This is a genomic window from Sinomonas atrocyanea (assembly GCF_001577305.1).
GTDB lineage: Bacteria > Actinomycetota > Actinomycetes > Actinomycetales > Micrococcaceae > Sinomonas > Sinomonas atrocyanea.
This window is the reverse complement of the sequence record NZ_CP014518.1, coordinates 1,152,869-1,170,174: the sequence shown is the minus strand read 5'-3', so window position 1 is coordinate 1,170,174 and position 17,306 is coordinate 1,152,869. Positions and strand designations below refer to the sequence as shown.

General features: G+C 71.7%; 14 protein-coding genes. 8 read left to right on the top strand and 6 right to left on the bottom strand.

Annotated features, from left to right (window positions below):
- The first annotated feature begins 78 nt into the window (after positions 1 to 78).
- On the top strand, positions 79 to 1,437 hold the full coding sequence (locus SA2016_RS05545; RefSeq protein ID WP_066496336.1) for an MFS transporter: 1,359 nt from the start codon (positions 79 to 81) through the stop codon (positions 1,435 to 1,437).
- Positions 1,438 to 1,546: 109 nt separating this feature from the next.
- Here SA2016_RS05545 and SA2016_RS05540 read toward each other — a convergent pair whose 3' ends face one another.
- Together SA2016_RS05540 and SA2016_RS05535 are read right to left on the bottom strand one after the other, a co-directional pair.
- Positions 1,547 to 2,008 (bottom strand): DUF2087 domain-containing protein, encoded by a 462-nt coding sequence (locus tag SA2016_RS05540; RefSeq protein WP_066496333.1) that lies wholly within the window; start codon positions 2,006 to 2,008, stop codon positions 1,547 to 1,549.
- A 173-nt stretch (positions 2,009 to 2,181) separates the two neighbouring features.
- Positions 2,182 to 3,687, bottom strand: coding sequence for a PucR family transcriptional regulator (locus SA2016_RS05535; protein WP_066496332.1), 1,506 nt, complete (start codon positions 3,685 to 3,687; stop codon positions 2,182 to 2,184).
- Positions 3,688 to 3,839: 152 nt separating this feature from the next.
- Here SA2016_RS05535 and SA2016_RS05530 point away from each other — a divergent pair, with 152 nt between their 5' ends.
- The 5 genes from SA2016_RS05530 (at position 3,840) to SA2016_RS05510 (ending at position 10,056) form a co-directional block, all read left to right on the top strand.
- Positions 3,840 to 5,402 (top strand): purine-cytosine permease family protein, encoded by a 1,563-nt coding sequence (locus SA2016_RS05530; protein ID WP_066496330.1) that lies wholly within the window; start codon positions 3,840 to 3,842, stop codon positions 5,400 to 5,402.
- Between the two features lie 87 nt (positions 5,403 to 5,489).
- Positions 5,490 to 6,281 (top strand): creatininase, encoded by a 792-nt coding sequence (locus SA2016_RS05525; protein WP_066496327.1) that lies wholly within the window; start codon positions 5,490 to 5,492, stop codon positions 6,279 to 6,281.
- Positions 6,282 to 6,390: 109 nt separating this feature from the next.
- Positions 6,391 to 7,764, top strand: coding sequence for an MFS transporter (locus SA2016_RS05520; protein ID WP_066496325.1), 1,374 nt, complete (start codon positions 6,391 to 6,393; stop codon positions 7,762 to 7,764).
- A gap of 54 nt (positions 7,765 to 7,818) precedes the next feature.
- The gene (locus tag SA2016_RS05515) at positions 7,819 to 9,069 is read left to right on the top strand and encodes an aminopeptidase P family protein (RefSeq protein ID WP_066496324.1); all 1,251 of its coding nucleotides are present in this window, start codon (positions 7,819 to 7,821) and stop codon (positions 9,067 to 9,069) included.
- A 183-nt stretch (positions 9,070 to 9,252) separates the two neighbouring features.
- Positions 9,253 to 10,056 (top strand): IclR family transcriptional regulator, encoded by an 804-nt coding sequence (locus tag SA2016_RS05510; protein WP_066496322.1) that lies wholly within the window; start codon positions 9,253 to 9,255, stop codon positions 10,054 to 10,056.
- Positions 10,057 to 10,084: 28 nt separating this feature from the next.
- Here SA2016_RS05510 and SA2016_RS05505 read toward each other — a convergent pair whose 3' ends face one another.
- Both SA2016_RS05505 and SA2016_RS05500 read right to left on the bottom strand, forming a co-directional pair.
- A complete protein-coding gene (locus SA2016_RS05505) occupies positions 10,085 to 10,516 on the bottom strand; it encodes a nucleoside deaminase (protein WP_066496319.1) in 432 nt (143 codons plus the stop codon).
- Positions 10,513 to 11,583 (bottom strand): zinc-dependent alcohol dehydrogenase family protein, encoded by a 1,071-nt coding sequence (locus SA2016_RS05500; RefSeq protein ID WP_066496316.1) that lies wholly within the window; start codon positions 11,581 to 11,583, stop codon positions 10,513 to 10,515. The genes SA2016_RS05505 and SA2016_RS05500 overlap by 4 nt, the downstream gene beginning before the upstream one ends.
- Positions 11,584 to 11,646: 63 nt before the next feature.
- Between SA2016_RS05500 and SA2016_RS05495 the strand changes: the two genes are divergently transcribed.
- Positions 11,647 to 13,350, top strand: a complete 1,704-nt coding sequence (locus SA2016_RS05495) for a helix-turn-helix transcriptional regulator (protein ID WP_066496309.1) — start codon at positions 11,647 to 11,649, stop codon at positions 13,348 to 13,350.
- Between the two features lie 248 nt (positions 13,351 to 13,598).
- Positions 13,599 to 14,723: a flavin-containing monooxygenase gene (locus SA2016_RS05490; RefSeq protein ID WP_066496306.1), complete on the top strand. Its 1,125-nt coding sequence runs from the start codon at positions 13,599 to 13,601 to the stop codon at positions 14,721 to 14,723.
- A 294-nt stretch (positions 14,724 to 15,017) separates the two neighbouring features.
- Here the strand turns inward: SA2016_RS05490 and sucD are convergent, their stop codons facing one another.
- Both sucD and sucC read right to left on the bottom strand, forming a co-directional pair.
- Positions 15,018 to 15,953: a succinate--CoA ligase subunit alpha gene (gene sucD, locus SA2016_RS05485; RefSeq protein ID WP_066496303.1), complete on the bottom strand. Its 936-nt coding sequence runs from the start codon at positions 15,951 to 15,953 to the stop codon at positions 15,018 to 15,020.
- A gap of 12 nt (positions 15,954 to 15,965) precedes the next feature.
- Entirely contained in the window at positions 15,966 to 17,135 is a 1,170-nt protein-coding gene (sucC, locus tag SA2016_RS05480; protein ID WP_066496299.1) for an ADP-forming succinate--CoA ligase subunit beta, read from the bottom strand.
- Between the last annotated feature and the right edge of the window lie 171 nt (positions 17,136 to 17,306).

Here is a 17,306-nt window from a genome sequence, read left to right as displayed (position 1 = left end):
CGGCGGGCGCTGCGCATACTCTGGCGTCGAGCACCTCGGACGCCCCCGAACGATCCCCACCCTCCCCGGGAGCCCCACATGAACCCCGCAGACCCCTCCACCCCTGGCGGCCAGACCGCCCCCGTCACCCAGTCGGTGCTCCGCAAGGTCACCGGCGCCGCAGCGGCCGGCACCGTCGTCGAATGGTTCGACTTCGCCGTGTACGGCTTCCTCGCGACCCAGCTCGCGCATGCCTTCTTCCCCGCAGGCGACAACGTCGTCGGCCTGCTCCAGACCTTCGCCGTCTTCGCGGTCGCGTTCGCGCTCCGCCCCATCGGCGGCGCCGTCTTCGGCGTTCTCGGCGACAGGATCGGCCGCAAGCGCGTGCTGGCCCTGACCGTCCTCCTCATGTCCGGCGCCACCATGGCCATCGGCCTCCTGCCGACGTTCGGCGCGGTGGGCGTCCTCGCGCCTCTCCTGCTGACCCTCGCTCGGAGCGTCCAGGGCCTCTCCGCCGGCGGCGAGTACGCCGGCGCCGTCGCCTACGTGATCGAGCACGCGCCCGCCCGCGAGCGCTCGCGCTACTCCTCCTGGATGCCCGCCGCGACATTCGGCTCGTTCTCTGGCGCCGCCCTGCTGTGCTGGGGGCTCACGGCGGGACTCGGTGCCGCCGCCATGAACGCGTGGGGCTGGCGCATTCCGTTCCTCGTCGCCGCGCCCCTGGGGATCGTGGCGTTCTACATTCGGCGCCGGCTCGACGAGTCGCCGGTCTTCCAGGCGGCCCTCGAAGCGCAGCGCGGCAAGGAGCACGCTCCCCTCCGCCGGACGTTCGCCCTCCAGTGGCGCCCGATGCTCATCCTGGGCGGGTACATCGCCCTCACCGCCCTGAGCTTCTACACGTTCTCCACGTACATGACCACGTTCCTGCGCGAGGTCGTGAAGATGCCCGCCGACCTCGTGCTGTTCAGCAACGTCATCGCGCTCGGGTTCGCCGCGGCCCTCGCCCCGGTCTTGGGCAGGGTGTGCGACCGGATCGGGCGCAAGCCCACCATGGCCGCGTCGTCGCTCCTGCTCGGTGGCCTCGCCATCCCTGCTTACCTCCTCGCCTCCGGCGGGACCTTCGGCGCGGCACTCGGGGGGCAGGCGCTCCTCGCGGTCGGCGCCGTGACCGCGAACGTCGTCACGGCCGTGCTGCTCTCGGAGGTCTTCCCCACCGAGGTGCGCTACACGGCGTCGGCCATCACGTACAACGTGAGCTATGCCGTGTTCGGCGGGACCGCGCCGTTCGTGGCGACGTGGCTCATCGCGACCACCGGCAACCCCATGGCGCCCGCGATCTACCTGACCCTCATCGCCGCCGGGGCGCTCATCGCGGCGTGGTTGCTCCCGGAGACGGCGCACCGACCACTGGACGGACGCACGACGGCGCCGCACGGCTCCGCCTCCCAGCGCGCCTGAGCGCCGCTCGCCCCGCGAGACGCCCTGTCGCCCAGAGGACGCGCTGAAGCGTCCTCCCTGGCGGCGGGGCGTCTGTCCGTGCCCGGAAGGCGGTGTGCCGCGATCGGGGTCAGCCTTCGCCGGGCCGCCAGTACGCACTGCCGTCGGCCTCCCTGGCCACGATCCCCTCGTCCACCAGGGCACGGCGCACCCCGGGGATGTCGAGGGCGCGCTCGCCGAGGCGGGCATTGAGCTCGCGTTCGGGGATGCGCTCGTCCTCGCCGAGGACCGCAGCGGCAAGCTCCCGCAGGACCTGGATGCGCAGGGCACGCTGGCGCGGGAGGAGGTCTACCTTCCCGGCGGGCCGGGACGGGACAGCGGCACGGGCCTCTCCCAGCAGCGCCGCGAGCGCGGCCTCGTCGACCTTCACGGCACCGCCGGGGAGGTCCTCGAGCACCCCGGCGGCGCGCAGCAGCCGGTCCGCTGCGGCATCTGCGGGGGTGCCCGCCTCCCCTGCCAGGGCCACCTGGGCGAAGCGCGTGCGGGCACGGCCGTTCGCCAGGGCCGCAAGGAGCTGTATCACGTGCTGCATGGTCCCACTGTGCACCCGGAGGCAGGGTCCGCCGGTCCGACGTGCCGCCAAGGCCGGCGCCGCCTCCGGGAGGCCGCGGCCGCCGTCGTACCCGGAACGCCAGATTCGCGACGAGATGCGTGCCCGAAACGGGGAGAACGGGAGGGGGAAGGCGGGCGGGGTCAGAGGCCGGGTCAGGGGCGGGGGTCCTCGCGGAGCTGGGCGTTGCCGCGGACCAGCTTGACCGCGAAGGCGAGCGCACCGAGCTTCCCGCGGCCGCGGGGGTCGCCGCCGATGGCCGCGAAGATGCGCCGGAGCCGCTTGTGCAGCGACTGGCGCTCGAGGAAGAGGACCTCGGCCGCCTCCGAGGCGTTGCACCCGGCGGTGATCCACACGTCCAGGGTGCGCACCAGTTCCCCGCCCGTGCGCTGGTCGAGCCGGATCAGCTCGCCGAGGGACTCCTCGACGATCGAGTCCACGGCACCGCGGGTGAGCGACCTCTCGGCCACGCGCTCCACGAGGAAGTCGGCAGCGTCGTGGATCGCGTCGGTCCACTTGGACGAGCGCCCCAGCCGCCACGTGGCGCGCGCCTCGGCGAGGGAGAAGGCCGCCTGGCGGACGGACGGCGCGGTGGGCCCGAGGGCGCCCGTGAGCCCGGCCCGGCCCACGGCCTCGCGCAGGAGGCCGAGCACCCGCTCGCGCTCGGCCTCGCCTCCGCCCCCACCGAGGGGCATGAGGATGTCCACCCACGCCCCGTCCACGAGCAGGAGCGCGGAGGGCAGGGCGGCGCGGGCCCGCTGCTCGATGTCCGAGGGGCCGTCGGCCGGCCGCCGCACCACCGCCATCGCCACCGGCTGGTCGGCACGGATGCCGGCCGCCTGGCTGAGCTCGATGAGCCGGTCGCCGCCGCCGCCAGCACCGATGAGGCGCAGCAGCTCGTCCTCGGCGAGCCTGGCCAGGCTCGGCCGGTGCTGCTGCGCGAGGGCGAGCGCCACGATGCTGCGCACGCGCGCGAGCACGGTCTCGAGCAGCTCGGTGTCCGCCTCGGGGCCGCCCGCGAGCTCGAGACGCGCCACGCCGATCCCGCCCACCGAGAGTTCGGCGTCCGGGCCGCGCGCGCCCTCGGGCGCCTCGGGGCCGCCGGAGGCGAGCACGGCCCCGCGGCTGTCGACCACGCGCGCGTGCAGCCCCAGAGTCTCGGCGATGAGCTCGACGAGCGGCCCGAGCTGCGCGCCCGAGCTCGCGATCCGCTCGGTGAGCGCCTGCGAGAGCCGGTCCGCGAGCTGGAGGGAGGTGACCTGGTCGGAGACGATCCGCCGGTTCACGGCCTCGGCCACCTCGACGAAGGGGACCACCTGGCGCAGCTCGATGAGCGGCAGGCCGGCCTCATCAGCGGCGGCCACCAGCTCGGCGGGCAGGTGCCGCCCCGTCCCCGCGGTCTCGACCGCGAGTGCGGCGACCCGGCGCGAGGCGAGGCTCCACACGTACTCGGCCTGCGCCGCCGGCTTGAGCGCGAGCAGCGCCGCGCCGCCGGTGAGCAGCAGCTCCCCGCCGGAGAGCAGCGGCGCGATCTCGAGCACCTCGCTCGAGTGCACCCAGCGGACACGGGCCTGGGCCACCCGTGCCCCGCCGCCCACCACCACCGGCGCCCCCACGGCCAAGACGCCTCCGGCGAGGATGGAACTCAGGGGCAGGGACATGGCAACAGACCTCCGAAGGGGTGACAGAGTGTCACGGTGAATGCGCCCCGTAGGCGACAGAATGAGTCTAGGTGGTGACGGGCCACACACCTACGCTTGAAGGCAGCCGGCTACTCGCTCCCCCAGCGAATACCACGAGAAAGTAGTCTCACATGAGCCTTCGCACTCAGAGCAAGACTGAGGACGCCACCCACGTCGTCGAAGACGTGCTGCAGCCCGTCCCCGAGTCAGCTCGCACCACCAAGGTCTCCGGCCAGTTCTGGATCTGGGCTGGGGCCAACGTTGCCCCCATCAACTGGATCCTCGGCGCCCTCGGCATCAACATGGGCCTCGGTCTGGCGGACACGATGACTGTCCTCGTCATCGGCAACATCATCGGGATGGTCGGCTTCGGCTTCTTCGTCCTGCTCGGGCAGAAGACCGGCGCGACCGGCATGCTCCTGGCCCGCGGGGCGTTCGGACGCCGCGGCGCCTACCTCCCCGCGGCGATCCAGGCCCTCGTCGCCGTGGGCTGGTCCGCCGTGAACACCTGGGTCATCCTCGACCTGGTCATGGCCCTCTTCGGCATGATCGGCTGGGTCGACCCGACACAGCAGAACCTGGCCTGGAAGATCGGCATCGCGGCCGTCATCATGGGCATCCAGGTCACCATCTGCTACCGCGGGTACGGCGCGATCGCGAAGTTCGAGCGCATCACCATGCCGCCCACCCTCCTGGTCCTCGTCGCGATGTCCATCATCGCCTGGACGCAGCTGCCCATCGACTGGCACTACGCCGGTCCGGCCGGCGCGATCCTCACCGGCGGCGAGCGCATCGCCGCGATGTCCGGGATCATGACCGCCATCGGCATCGGCTGGGGCATCGGCTGGTTCACCTACGCGCCCGACTACTCCCGGTTCGTCTCCAAGAGCATCCCCAAGAAGAAGCTCTACCTCACCTCGGTCCTGGGCCAGTTCCTGCCGGTCGTGTGGCTGGGCCTGCTCGGCGCGAGCCTGGCGACCATGAACGGCACCGCGGACCCGGGCGAGCTGATCGTCAAGAGCTTCGGCGCCATGGCGATCCCGGTGATCCTGCTCGTGATCCACGGCCCCATCGCCACCAACATCATCAACCTCTACACGTTCGGCGTGGCCGCCCAGGCCCTCGACATCCGCATCGGCCGCCGCGCCCTGTCCATCGTGGTGGGCTGCCTGTCCATGGTCGCGGTGATCTTCTTCCTCTTCGCCGAGGACTTCGCGACCCTCCTGGACAGCTGGCTCGGCGCCATCGTCGCGTGGGTCGCGACCTGGGGCGGCATCATGGCGGTCCACTACTTCGTCTTCGAGCGCAGGCACAAGAACTTCGGCTACCTCTTCCTGGACCCGAAGGACACCCGCCTCAAGGCGGTCAACCCCATCGCGATCGTCGCCTTCGTGGTCGGCCTGTTCATGACCTGGATGTTCATGTACGGCGGAGACCCGGCACTCCAGGGCCCCGTCGCCACCGCGATGGGCGGCGTGGACCTCTCCTGGCTCGCCGGGACCCTCACCTCGGGCCTGCTCTACCTCGCCCTCGGCTACCCGCGGTTCAAGAGCCGCATCCACCACGGCGTGCCGCTCGGCATCCGGGCGGACGTGAGCGACGAGGAGTACCTCGCCTCCCACGGCGACGCCTCGGCGCACGACGGCGAGCACCCGGCGTCGCCCGCCGGCTCGCCCGCCGCCGTGGCCCCATAGCCCCCGGCGCGCTGCCATCACCGCCGGCGGCGGGCCCCGCCCGCCGCCGGCCCACCGACACCCACCACCCCCTTCCCAGGAGGAGCCATGCCCAGCAGCGTCTTCATGGAGGAGATCGATGCCTTCACCTACCGCGAGGCCATCGCGGCGGGCGCACCGATCGTCATCCCCGTGGGCTCGATCGAGCAGCACGGCCCGCACCTGCCGCTGAACACGGACGTCGTCCTGTCCCGGGCCATGAGCGAGCGGCTGGCCGAGGCCGTCGGCGGCCTGGTCGCGGCGCCGATCGTGTACGGCTACAAGTCGCAGCAGCGCTCGGGCGGCGGAAACCACCTCGGCGGCACGACGAGCCTGGATGCGACGACGCTCATCTCGATCGCCCGCACGCTCACCCTCGAGTTCGCCCGGCACGGCGCCCGCCGGCTCGTCTTCCTCAACGGCCACTTCGAGAACTACCAGTTCCTCTACGAGGGCGTCGAGCAGGCCACGTCCGAGCTGGCCCTGCGCGGCCAGGACGTCTCGGCGCTCCTGCTCTCCTACTGGGACTTCGTGGACGAGGGCACGATCGAGGAAATCTACCGGGGCGCCTTCCCCGGCTGGGACGTGGAGCACGGCGGCGTCCTCGAGACCTCGCTCATGCTCCACCTCCACCCCGAGGGGGTGCAGCTGGAGAGGGTCATGGACCTCCCGGCCGCGCAGCTGCCCAAGTACGACGTCCTGCCGGTGCGCGCCGAGCTGACGCCGGCGTCGGGGTGCCTGTCCTCGGGCGCGGCGGCGTCGAGGGAGGCCGGCGCCCTGCTCCTCGAACGGACGTCCGCTGCCCTCGCGGCGGAGGTGGACGCTGAGCTGCGCTCCACCGCCCCGCTCGCCGTCATCTAGTTGCAACGAACGCAACTTTGGTGCGAGTTATTGACCGTGACCCAGACCACACGTACTCTGGTGCAACCGAGTTGCGGTAAACGCAACCCCAAGCTTCTGGTGGTTTTCCATGAGCACTGAACACTCCCCCCGCCTGGCAGCCCCGACCAGCGCAGGGCTCGAGGCCGACGTGTCGCTGAACGGACAGCCCTCCTCGGCAGCACCCGGCGGCATCGGCAAAGACGCCCGCCGCCGGGTCCTGTGGGGCAGCTTCATCGGCAACTTCGTCGAGTGGTTCGACTACGCGGTCTACGGCTACCTCGCCTCCACGATCGCGGCGGCATTCTTCCCCGACTCCGACAGGCAGACGGCCCTGCTGGCGACCTTCGCCGTCTTCGCCATCTCCTTCTTCGTCCGCCCGCTCGGCGGCTTCGTGTGGGGCCACATCGGCGACCGGCTCGGCCGCCGCACGGCCCTCTCCCTGTCCATCCTGATCATGAGCGGTGCGACGTTCTGCATCGCCCTCATCCCGCCGTACGCCATGATCGGCGTCGGCGCCCCGATCACCCTCCTCGTGATCCGCGTCATCCAGGGCTTCTCCGCCGCCGGCGAGTACGCGGGCGCCTCGGCCTTCCTGGTCGAGTACGCCCCGGCCCACCGGCGCGGCCTCTACGCCGCGGTCGTCCCCGCCTCCACGGCCGCCGGCCTGCTGCTCGGCTCGCTCCTCGCGGCCCTGCTCTCGATCGTCCTCAGCGACGCCCAGATGGCCGCGTGGGGCTGGCGCCTGCCCTTCCTGCTCGCGGCGCCGATGGGCCTGATCGGCCGGTACATCCGCACCAAGCTCGAGGACACCCCGGTGTTCCGCGAACTCGCGGCGGAGGACGAGGTCATCCACGCGCCGGTCAAGGACATGTTCGTCAAGCACTGGCGCTCGCTCCTGCTCGCGGTCGGCGCCGTGCTGCTCAACGCCGTCGGCTTCTACGTGATCCTCTCCTACATGCCCACCTACCTCTCGACCGAGCTGGGCTTCGGCGCCACGGAGTCCTTCTTCGCGACCACGATCGCGCTGCTGACCTACATCGGCTTCATCTTCCTCACGGGGCTGGCGTCGGACCGATTCGGCCGCAAGCGCGTGCTCCTGACGGCCTCGGTCCTGTTCATCCTGCTCACCGTCCCGGCGTTCATGCTCCTGGACACCGGCAACTTCGCGGTGATCCTGCTCGTCGAGGTCTTCCTCGGCGCGATGCTCACCCTCAACGACGGAACGCTCCCGAGCTTCCTCGCGGAGCTGTTCCCGACCCGGATCCGGTACTCCGGCTTCGCCGTGAGCTTCAACCTCGCCAACGCCGTCTTCGGCGGCACGGCGCCCTTCATGGCGACCCTGCTGATCGGCGTCCTGCACACCAAGCTGGCGCCCGCCTGGTACCTCGTGGCGGCGGCCATCGTCTCGCTCATCGCCGTGCTGTGCGCCAAGGAGACCTCCCGCAGGCCGCTCGCCCGCTGACTTCCCTGACCCACCTGAAACCGACGCAACACAACCCCTGAAAAGGAGACTCCCATGTCCATCGACACCGCCGTCACGAACGTCGCCGAGCTCGAGCGCCTCAAGGTCCTCCACAACGGCACCAAGGGCACGCTGACGTTCTCCGACGCCGAGTTCGAACGCCGCCTGGCCGGCCTCCGTCAGATCATGGCCGCCAAGGAGCTGGACGCGGTCATCCTGACGAGCTACCACGGCATCAAGTACTACTCGGACTTCCTGTACACGACGTTCGGCCGCAACTACGCCCTGGTCGTCACCGCTGACGACTCGGTCACGGTCACGGCGAACATCGACGCCGGCATGCCGTGGCGCACCTCCTACGGCGAGAACATCGTCTACACCGACTGGCGCCGGGACAACTTCTACTTCGGCCTGCAGGAGGCCCTGCGCCAGCGCGGCGTCAAGGCCGCCCGCCTCGGTGTCGAGGACGACGCGCTCCCGACCCTGACCCGCGAGAAGATCGCCGCCGCCTTCCCCGGCGCCGAGCTCCTCGACGTCTCCCAGGACGCCATGCGCCAGCGCATGATCAAGTCCGCCGAGGAGATCGAGGTCATCAAGCACGGCGCCCGCATCGGCGACCTCGGCGGCGAGGCCATCCGCAGCGCGATCCGCGAGGGCATCAGCGAGTACGAGGTGGCCCTCATCGGCACCGAGGCGATGGTCCACGAGATCGCCAGGACGTTCCCAGAGCGCGAGGTCCGCGACACCTGGGTGTGGTTCCAGTCCGGCATCAACACCGACGGCGCCCACAACTGGGCCACCACCCGGAAGCTGCAGAAGGGGGACATCCTCTCCCTCAACTGCTTCCCGATGACCTCCGGCTACTACACGGCCCTCGAGCGGACCCTCTTCCTGGGCCAGCCGGACGAGCGCTCGCTCGAGCTGTGGAACATCAACGTCGAGGTCCACCGCCGCGGCCTCGAGCTCATCAAGCCCGGCGCCGTCTGCAAGGACATCGCCGCCGAGCTGAACGAGATCTACATCTCCCACGGCCTGCTCGCCAACCGCACGTTCGGCTACGGCCACTCGTTCGGCGTCCTCTCGCACTACTACGGCCGCGAGGCCGGCCTCGAGCTCCGCGAGGACATCGAGACGGTGCTCGAGCCGGGCATGGTCGTGTCGATGGAGCCGATGATCACGGTCGCCGACGGCCTCCCGGGTGCCGGTGGCTACCGCGAGCACGACATCCTCGTGATCGGCGAGGACACGGTCGAGAACATCACCAAGTTCCCGTTCGGCCCGGAGAAGAACATCATCGAGGCCTGACCAGCGCCCGATGCGCCACGTCCGGGGACCGGCTCGTCACGGGGACCGGTCCCGGGTGGGCACGACGGCGCCGCACCTCGCCTCGCGCGGGGTGCGGCGCCGTCGTCGTGCGCCGTGCGCCACAAAAAGAGGAGACCACCATGACGGAGCCCACAGCGGCCGCCGGACGCATAGGGTTGAGCCATGACTGAGAACGGCGAGACCGGCGAGGGCCGCGCGGCCTCCCCCATCTCCAATGCCGTGGCGGTGCTGCGCTGCTTCACGGTCGACGAGCCGCTCCTCGGCGTCACCGAGATCGCGGCGCAGGTGGGCCTGCACAAGAGCTCCGTCTCGCGCATCCTGAGCACGCTCGAGTCCGAAGGCCTCGTGGAACGAGACGAGCCGACGCGCCGGTTCCGCCTCGGGCTCGGCATCATCGCCGTGGCCGGCCCGCTCCTGGCGGACCTGGACGTGCGCCGGGTCGCCTATCCCGTGCTCCGCGAGCTCGGGGAGCGCACCGGCGAGACCTCGGCGCTGCTGCTCTGGAACGGCCACGAGGCGGTCTCGGTCGAGCAGATCCCGAGCCGGCACCAGGTCAAGCACACCACGACCCTCGGGACCCGCTACGCCACCGGGCAGTCCGCCTCCGTCCAGGTCTTCCTCGCCACCGAGCCGCCCGAGAAGGTCCGCGAGATGCTCCGCTCCGGCGTGGTGCAGCTCCCCGACACCGGCGAGGCGGCGCTCGATGCGTACGCCGCACGGCTCGAGGAGGCCGAGGCCAAGGGCTATGCGGTCAACTACGGGGAGACCTCCCCCGACGAGGTGGGCGTGGCCTCGCCCGTCTACGACCACCGCGGGGACGTGGTGGCGGCCGTGCTCATCTCGGCGCCGCACTTCCGGGTGTCCCCCGAGCGGCTCGCAGAGATCTGCGAGGCCTGCGCCCGCGCCGCGGCCGACATCACCCGGCGGCTGGGCGGGAGCGCGGGAGGCCGCGCCGCCGCAGGCTAGGCACGGGCGGAGCGGCCCCCTGCCTCCCCTACTCGGCGATGTCCTCCGCCCAGAGTTCGGGGTGCTCGCGCTGGAAGTCCGCCATCATCTCGGCGCACCGCTCATCGTCGAGCACCTCGACCTCGACCCCGCGCGAGCGCAGCAGTTCGAGCTCGCCGCCGAACGTCCGCGCCTCCCCGACCACGACCCTGGGGATCTTGAACTGGATGACCGTCCCGGTGCACATCGCGCAGGGGGCCAGCGTCGTGTAGAGCACGGTGTCCCGGTAGGTGCGCTGCCGACCCGCAGCCCGCAGCGCGGCCATCTCGCCGTGGGCGATCGGATCGCCGCTCTGGACGCGCTCGTTGTGGCCGACGGCGATCACCTCGCCCCCGCGGACCAGGGCGGCACCGATGGGGATGCCGCCCTGGGCGAGGCCCTCACGGGCCGCCGCGAGGGCCGCCTCGAAGCCTTCGCTCACCGCTGTGCGCCGGCGGGGACGAGCATGACCTTGGTCGCGCGGCGCTCGTCCATCGCACGGTACGCCTCGGCGGCGTCCTCGAGCGGCATGACCGAGTCGAAGACGAGGCCGGGATTGATCGCGCCTGAGAGGACGTCCGCCAGCAGCTCGGGAAGGTACTCGCGGGTGGACGCCGCGCCGCCGCCCACCGAGATGTTCTTGGAGAACATGGTGCCGATCGGCAGCTCCGCTCCCCCGGCCGGGACGCCCACGAACCCGAGGCTGCCTCCGGGCCGCGTGCAGGCGAAGGCCTGCTCCATGGACTCCTTCGTGCCGACGCACTCGAGCACAGAGTCGGCCAGGAGGCCTCCCAGGATCGAGCGGACCTTCTCCGCCGCCTCCTGGCCGCGTTCGGCCACCACGTCGGTCGCGCCGAACTGGCGCGCGATGGCAGCGCGGTCCTCATGCCGGGACATGGCGATGATCCGCTCGGCGCCAAGGCGCTTGGCCGCGAGGACCGCGCACAGGCCCACGGCGCCGTCGCCCACGATCACGACGCTGCGGCCGGGCCCCACCTGCGCGGCGACCGCGGCGTGGTGGCCCGTGCCCATGACGTCGGAGAGCGTGAGCAGGCTCTTGGTGAGGGCCTCGTCCGGGTCGGTGACCCCCGCCACGGGGACGAGCGTGCCGTTGGCGAGCGGCACGCGGACCCGCTCGCCCTGGCCGCCGTCCACGGGCAGGCCCTGCTCGTCGCTGCCGCCCCACGCCGCGCGGTGCTCGCACGCGACCTGCACGCCGTGGCGGCACGGCGGGCACTCGCCGCACGAGATCGCCCAGGGGGCCACGACGAAGTCGCCGACCTTGACCGCGGTCACGTCGTCGCCGACGGCTTCGACCACCCCGACGAACTCGTGCCCGATCGGGTGCGGTTCCTCCGTGGCGCGCACCCCACGGTAGGGCCACAGGTCCGAGCCGCACACGCAGGCCGCCGTCACACGGACCACGGCGTCGCCGGCGAGGCGGATCTCGGGCTCCGGCCGGTCCTCGACGCGGATGTCTCGGGTTCCGTGGATCATGGTCGCGCGCATGGGAGCTCCTGACGTTGCGTGGATGGCATTCAGGTACAACCTACTCCGGTCTATCCTCGAAGCGTGGCGGTCCACGGCTCCACGGCCCAGCTCCCCGGCCCCTCGCAGCCTCTCGACGGACGCCGGCTCTACGAGGCCGGAGCGTGGAGCAGCGCGCTCGAGGCCTTCGAACGGGCTGACTCGGCCGAGCCGCTGCCCGGGGCGGACCTCATGCTCACCGCATTCAGCGCCTACCTCTTGGGCCTCGAAGACCGCAGCATCGCCCTGTTCGGCCGCGCCTTCCGGGACTTCCTCGGCGCGCACGACGACGCCGCTGCCGCCCGCTCCGCCTTCTGGCTCGGCTTCGCGCACGACGCCCGGGGCGACCGCGGCCGCGCCGAGGCCTGGGGGCGCCGGCTCGCGGCCATCGTCGAGGAGGCCGGGCTCTCGGCAGAGCGGGCGCTCCTCCTCTCCGGCATGGGGCACCGGGCCCTCGCATCCCCGGACCCGGCCGAGACGCGCCGCGCGCTCGGGCTCTCCCGCGAGGCGGCCCTGATCGCGCACGCCGCGCGCGACACGGACACGGAGGTCTTCTCCCGCCTCAGCACCGGCTGGGCGCTCCTGCGCCTCGGGAGCGACGCCGAGGGGCTGGCGGAGCTCGACGAGGCCATGGCCACGGTGACGGCCGGAGAGGTCAGCACGCCGATCGTGAACGGGGTCGCGTACTGCTCGGTGATCTCGGCGTCGCTGCGGGCCAAGGACCTCTCCCGGGCCCGCGAATGGACCTCCGCGGCCACCGACTGGTGCGCGCGGAACCAGGAGCTCGTGCCCTTCCGGGGACAGTGCCTGGTGCACCGCGCCGAGGTCAAGATGCTCGACGGCGACTGGCCGGGCGCGCTCGAGGAGGCCGCCCGCGCGGCCGAGCGGCTCCTCCCCGCCGACGCGGGCCTGGCCAGCTACCAGCTCGGCGAGCTCCACCGGCTCACCGGGCGGTTCGCCGAGGCCGAGGACGCCTACCGCCGCGCCAATTCGGCCGGGCGCCGTCCCGAACCGGGCCTCATGCTGCTCCGGCTCGCGCAGGGCCGTGTGGACGTGGCGTCCACGTCGGCCCGGCGCCTCGCCGCGGAGCTCACCCGACGCTCCGAGCGGGAGGACTTCCTGCCGGCGTACGTCGAGGTCATGGCGGCCGCCGGGGATTCGGAGGCGGCCTGTGCCGGCGCGGAGGAGCTCTCGCGCCTGGCCGAGAAGGCGGAGGGCGGCCGCCCGGGCGTCGGCGGCGTCCTCACGGCCCGCGCGCTCACCGCGCAGGGCACGGCCCGGTGCGCGGCCGGCGAGGCCGCCCAGGCCGTTCAGACCCTCCGGGAGGCCTCCCTCGCCTGGCACCGGCTGGGCCTGCCCTACCTCGAGGCCCGCACCCGGGCGGTCCTCGGCCGCTGCTACGCAGCCCTGGGCGACAACGAGGCCGCCGCCCTCGAGACCGACGCGGCACGGGCAGCCTTCGGAGCGCTCGGCGCGGCGCCGGACCTGGCGGCCCTGCCGGCGCGCACCGCCGGCGGGGGCGCCGTAGCGGCAGGCGGCAGGGCGGCGTCGTCCGCGGGCCCGCTCACCGAGCGGGAGGTGCAGGTGGTGCGGCTCGTGGCGGCGGGCCTCACCAACCGGGGCATCGCGAAGGAGCTCGTGCTGAGCGAGAAGACCGTGGCGCGGCACCTCGCGAACGTCTACGCCAAGCTCGGCATCGCCTCGCGGGCCGCGGCGACCGCCTACGCCTACGACCACGGCCTCCTCTGACCGCCGCCCCAGCGACCCGAGGTCACCTTCCACCCGACCCGAGGTCACCTCTCCCGCGACCCGAGGTCACCTCCCACCCGACCCGGGGTCACCTCTCCCGCGACCCGGGGTCACCTCCCACCCGGCCCGAGGTCACCTCTCGCGCGACCCGGGGTCACCTCTCTGCACAGAATTACTCATCCAGTCCGCACCGAGGATGCACCATCCGCCCGACGCGGCCGCGGTGCGCCCCGCCGTACGGTCGAGGCATGACCAGCACCCAGCCCCAGACACACCTTCCCGCCGAGCCAGGTCGCGCCGCGGGGCAGCGCGTCGAGACGGTCGTCGTCGGCGGCGGCCAGGCAGGGCTCGCGACAGCCCACTGGCTCGCCAAGGCCGGCAGAGACTGCCTCGTGCTCGAAGACCGGGAGCGGATCGGCGAGCAGTGGCGCGGGCGGTACAACTCGCTGCGCCTGTTCACCCCGGCGCGGGTGGACAGCCTGCCCGGCCTGCCCTTCCCCGGACCCCAGTCCGCCTTCCCCACCGGCCGCGAACTCGGCGACTATCTCGAACAGTACGCCGCATCGCTCAGCGTGCCGGTCCGCACCGGCGTCCGCCTGCTCTCCGTGGAGCCCCTCGCCGGCGGCGGCTTCCGCCTCACCACGAGCAGGGGCCAGATCGCGGCCGAGAACGTGGTCGTTGCCACCGGCTCCGACGCCGTGCCGAAGGTGCCGCAGGTCTCGGCCGCCCTCGATCCGGGCATCCGGCAGCTGCACTCGAGCCAGTACCGGAATCCGGCCCAGCTCCTTCCCGGCCCGGTCCTCGTGGTCGGGGCCGGCACCTCCGGCGCGGACCTGGCCATGGAAGCCGTCGGCGCCGGCCACGAGACGTGGCTCTCCGGCCACCACCCGGGCGAGATCCCCGGCAACGAGCGCGTCCGCGCACCGCTGTTCTGGTTTGCGGCCAACCACGTCCTGACCCTCAGGAACCCGCTGGGGCGGAGGGCCCGCGCCGCGATGAGGGCCGCCGGTCGAGCGCCCCTCGTCCGCACCCGGCGCGCGCACCTCGACGCCGCCGGGGTCCACCGCACCCAGGCACGCACCGTCGCCGCGGTCGACGGGAAGCCGCAGCTCGACGACGGCACCGTCCTCGACGTCGCAAACGTCCTGTGGTGCACGGGCTACCGGCGGGACTACTCGTTCGTTCCGGCCGTCCGCCTCGACGCCGACGGCTTCCCCCTCGAGCACGACGGCGCGGCCGAGGGCGTCCCAGGCCTGTACTTCGTGGGCCTCTTCTTCCAGAGGGCGTTCAGCTCCCATCTGGTGGGCGGCGTGGGACGGGACGCCAAGGTGGTCGCAGAGCAGATCTGCGCCCGCTCGCGCCAGCGCGTCTGAAGTCACCTCCTGGAAGTCATGGTCAGGACATTGACCTTCAGGAGATGACTTTCAGGAGGTGACCTCCAGGAGGTGACCTTCAGACGGGTGGTGGGGGCGCGGGCCCCGGGCGGCGCGGAGTCCGACCTGCTTTCGCGGCGACTCGCGGCGCGTAGTCCCCGACACGCCGGCAGATGCGCCAACAGAGGGGCGAATGATGATCGGACTCGGCGCCGGTTCCGGGGCGAGCACGACGGCGGCCGGTCACCTTCCGTGGGGAAGGCGACCGGCCGCCGTCGTGCGTGGGTCAGGACCTCAGAGGTTCGACTCCGCCGGGTGCACCGGGTAGACCGAGCGGAGGAGGTGGGCCGTCTCGGACGGCGTCTTGCCGACCTTGACGCCGGCGGCCTCGAGGGCCTCCTTCTTCGCCTGCGCGGTGCCGGAGGAGCCGGAGACGATGGCGCCTGCGTGGCCCATGGTCTTGCCCTCGGGGGCGGTGAAGCCGGCCACGTAGCCGACGACCGGCTTGGTGACGTTGTTCTTGATGAACTCGGCCGCGCGCTCCTCGGCGTCGCCCCCGATCTCGCCGATCATGACGATCGCCCTGGTCTCCGGGTCCTTCTCGAACGCGGCGAGAGCGTCGATGTGGGTGGTGCCGATGACCGGGTCACCGCCGATGCCGATGGCCGTGGAGAAGCCGAGGTCACGGAGCTCGTACATCATCTGGTAGGTCAGGGTGCCGGACTTGGACACGAGGCCCACGCCGCCCTTGCCGGTGATGTTGGCCGGGGTGATGCCCACGAGGGCCTCGCCCGGGGTGATGATGCCGGGGCAGTTCGGGCCGATGATGCGCGTGACCTGGTTGCCCTCGGCGTCCTTCTTGGACTGGGCGAGGGCCCAGAACTCGGCCGAGTCCTGCACCGGAACGCCCTCGGTGATGACCACGACGAGGCCGATCTCGGCCTCGATCGCCTCGACCACGGCGTCCTTGGTGAAGGCCGGCGGGACGAACACGATGGAGGTATCCGCGCCGGTCTCCGCCATGGCCTCCTTGACGGAGGCGAAGACGGGGAGCTCGACCGCGTTGCCGTGCTGGTCCGTGTGGCTGACGGTGGTGCCGGCCTTGCGGGCGTTCACGCCGCCGACGATGTTGGTGCCGGCCGCGAGCATGCGGGCGGTGTGCTTGGAGCCCTCGCCGCCGGTGATGCCCTGGACGATGACCTTGTTGTCCTTATTGAGGAAGATCGACATTTTCTCTCGTCCTTACTTCGCAGCGTTCGCCAGCTCAGCGGCCTTGTCGGCGCCCTGGTCCATGTTCTCGGCGAGGGTGACCAGCGGGTGGTTGGCCTCGTGGAGGATGCGGCGGCCCTCGTCGACGTTGTTGCCGTCGAGGCGCACCACGAGCGGCTTGTTCGCGGAGTCACCGAGCTTGTTGAGGGCGCCCACGATGCCGTTGGCGACAGCGTCGCAGGCGGTGATGCCGCCGAAGACGTTGACGAAGACGCTCTTGACCTGCTCGTCGCCCAGGATGATGCCGAGGCCGTTCGCCATGACCTCGGCCGAGGCGCCGCCGCCGATGTCGAGGAAGTTGGCAGGCTTGACGTTGCCGTGCTTCTCGCCGGCGTAGGCCACCACATCGAGGGTGGACATCACGAGGCCGGCGCCGTTGCCGATGATGCCGACCTCGCCGTCCAGCTTCACGTAGTTGAGGTCGAGGGCCTTGGCCTTGGCCTCGAGCGGGTCCTCGGAGTCCTTGTCGACGAGCTCGTCGTGCTCGGCGTGGCGGAAGCCCGCGTTCTCGTCGAGGGAGACCTTGCCGTCCAGCGCGATGATGTCGCCGGCGCCCGTGCGGACGAGCGGGTTGACCTCGACCAGCGTGGCGTCCTCGCCCTTGAAGACGTCCCACAGCTTGACGATGACGCCCGCGACCTTCTCGCGCAGCTCGGGGGCGAAGCCGGCGGCCTCGACGATCTCGGCGGCCTTGGCGGCGTCGATGCCCACGGCCGGGTCGACCGGAACCTTGGCGAGGGCCTCGGGGCGCTCGACGGCGAGCTGCTCGATCTCCATGCCGCCCTCGACCGAGCACATGGCCAGGTAGTTGCGGTTGGCGCGGTCGAGCAGGACCGAGAAGTAGAACTCCTCGGCGATGTCCGCACCCGCGGCGATCATGACCCGCTTGACGGTGTGGCCCTTGATGTCCATGCCGAGGATGTTCGTGGCGTGCTCGAACGCCTCGTCCGCGGTCTTGGCGACCTTGACGCCGCCCGCCTTGCCGCGGCCGCCGACCTTCACCTGAGCCTTGACGACGGTGACCCCGCCAATCTTCTCGGCCGCGGCCTTGGCTTCCTCGGGGGTGTGCGCAACGATGCCGGCGAGCACGGGAACCCCGTGCGCCTCGAACAGATCGCGCGCCTGATATTCAAACAGGTCCACGGTTCAGGTCCTCTACGTCGAAAGTAGTTCTGACTCGGAGCACGCACGAGTGTGCCGTGGGGAGCTCCCCTCGGCGGGCCTGATGCTCCAAGGGGAAACTCTAATCCCTCGCGGCGGCGCGGGCTCCCCAGGGGCTCAGTTCGTGACCAACCGCACAGCTCTACAATTCGT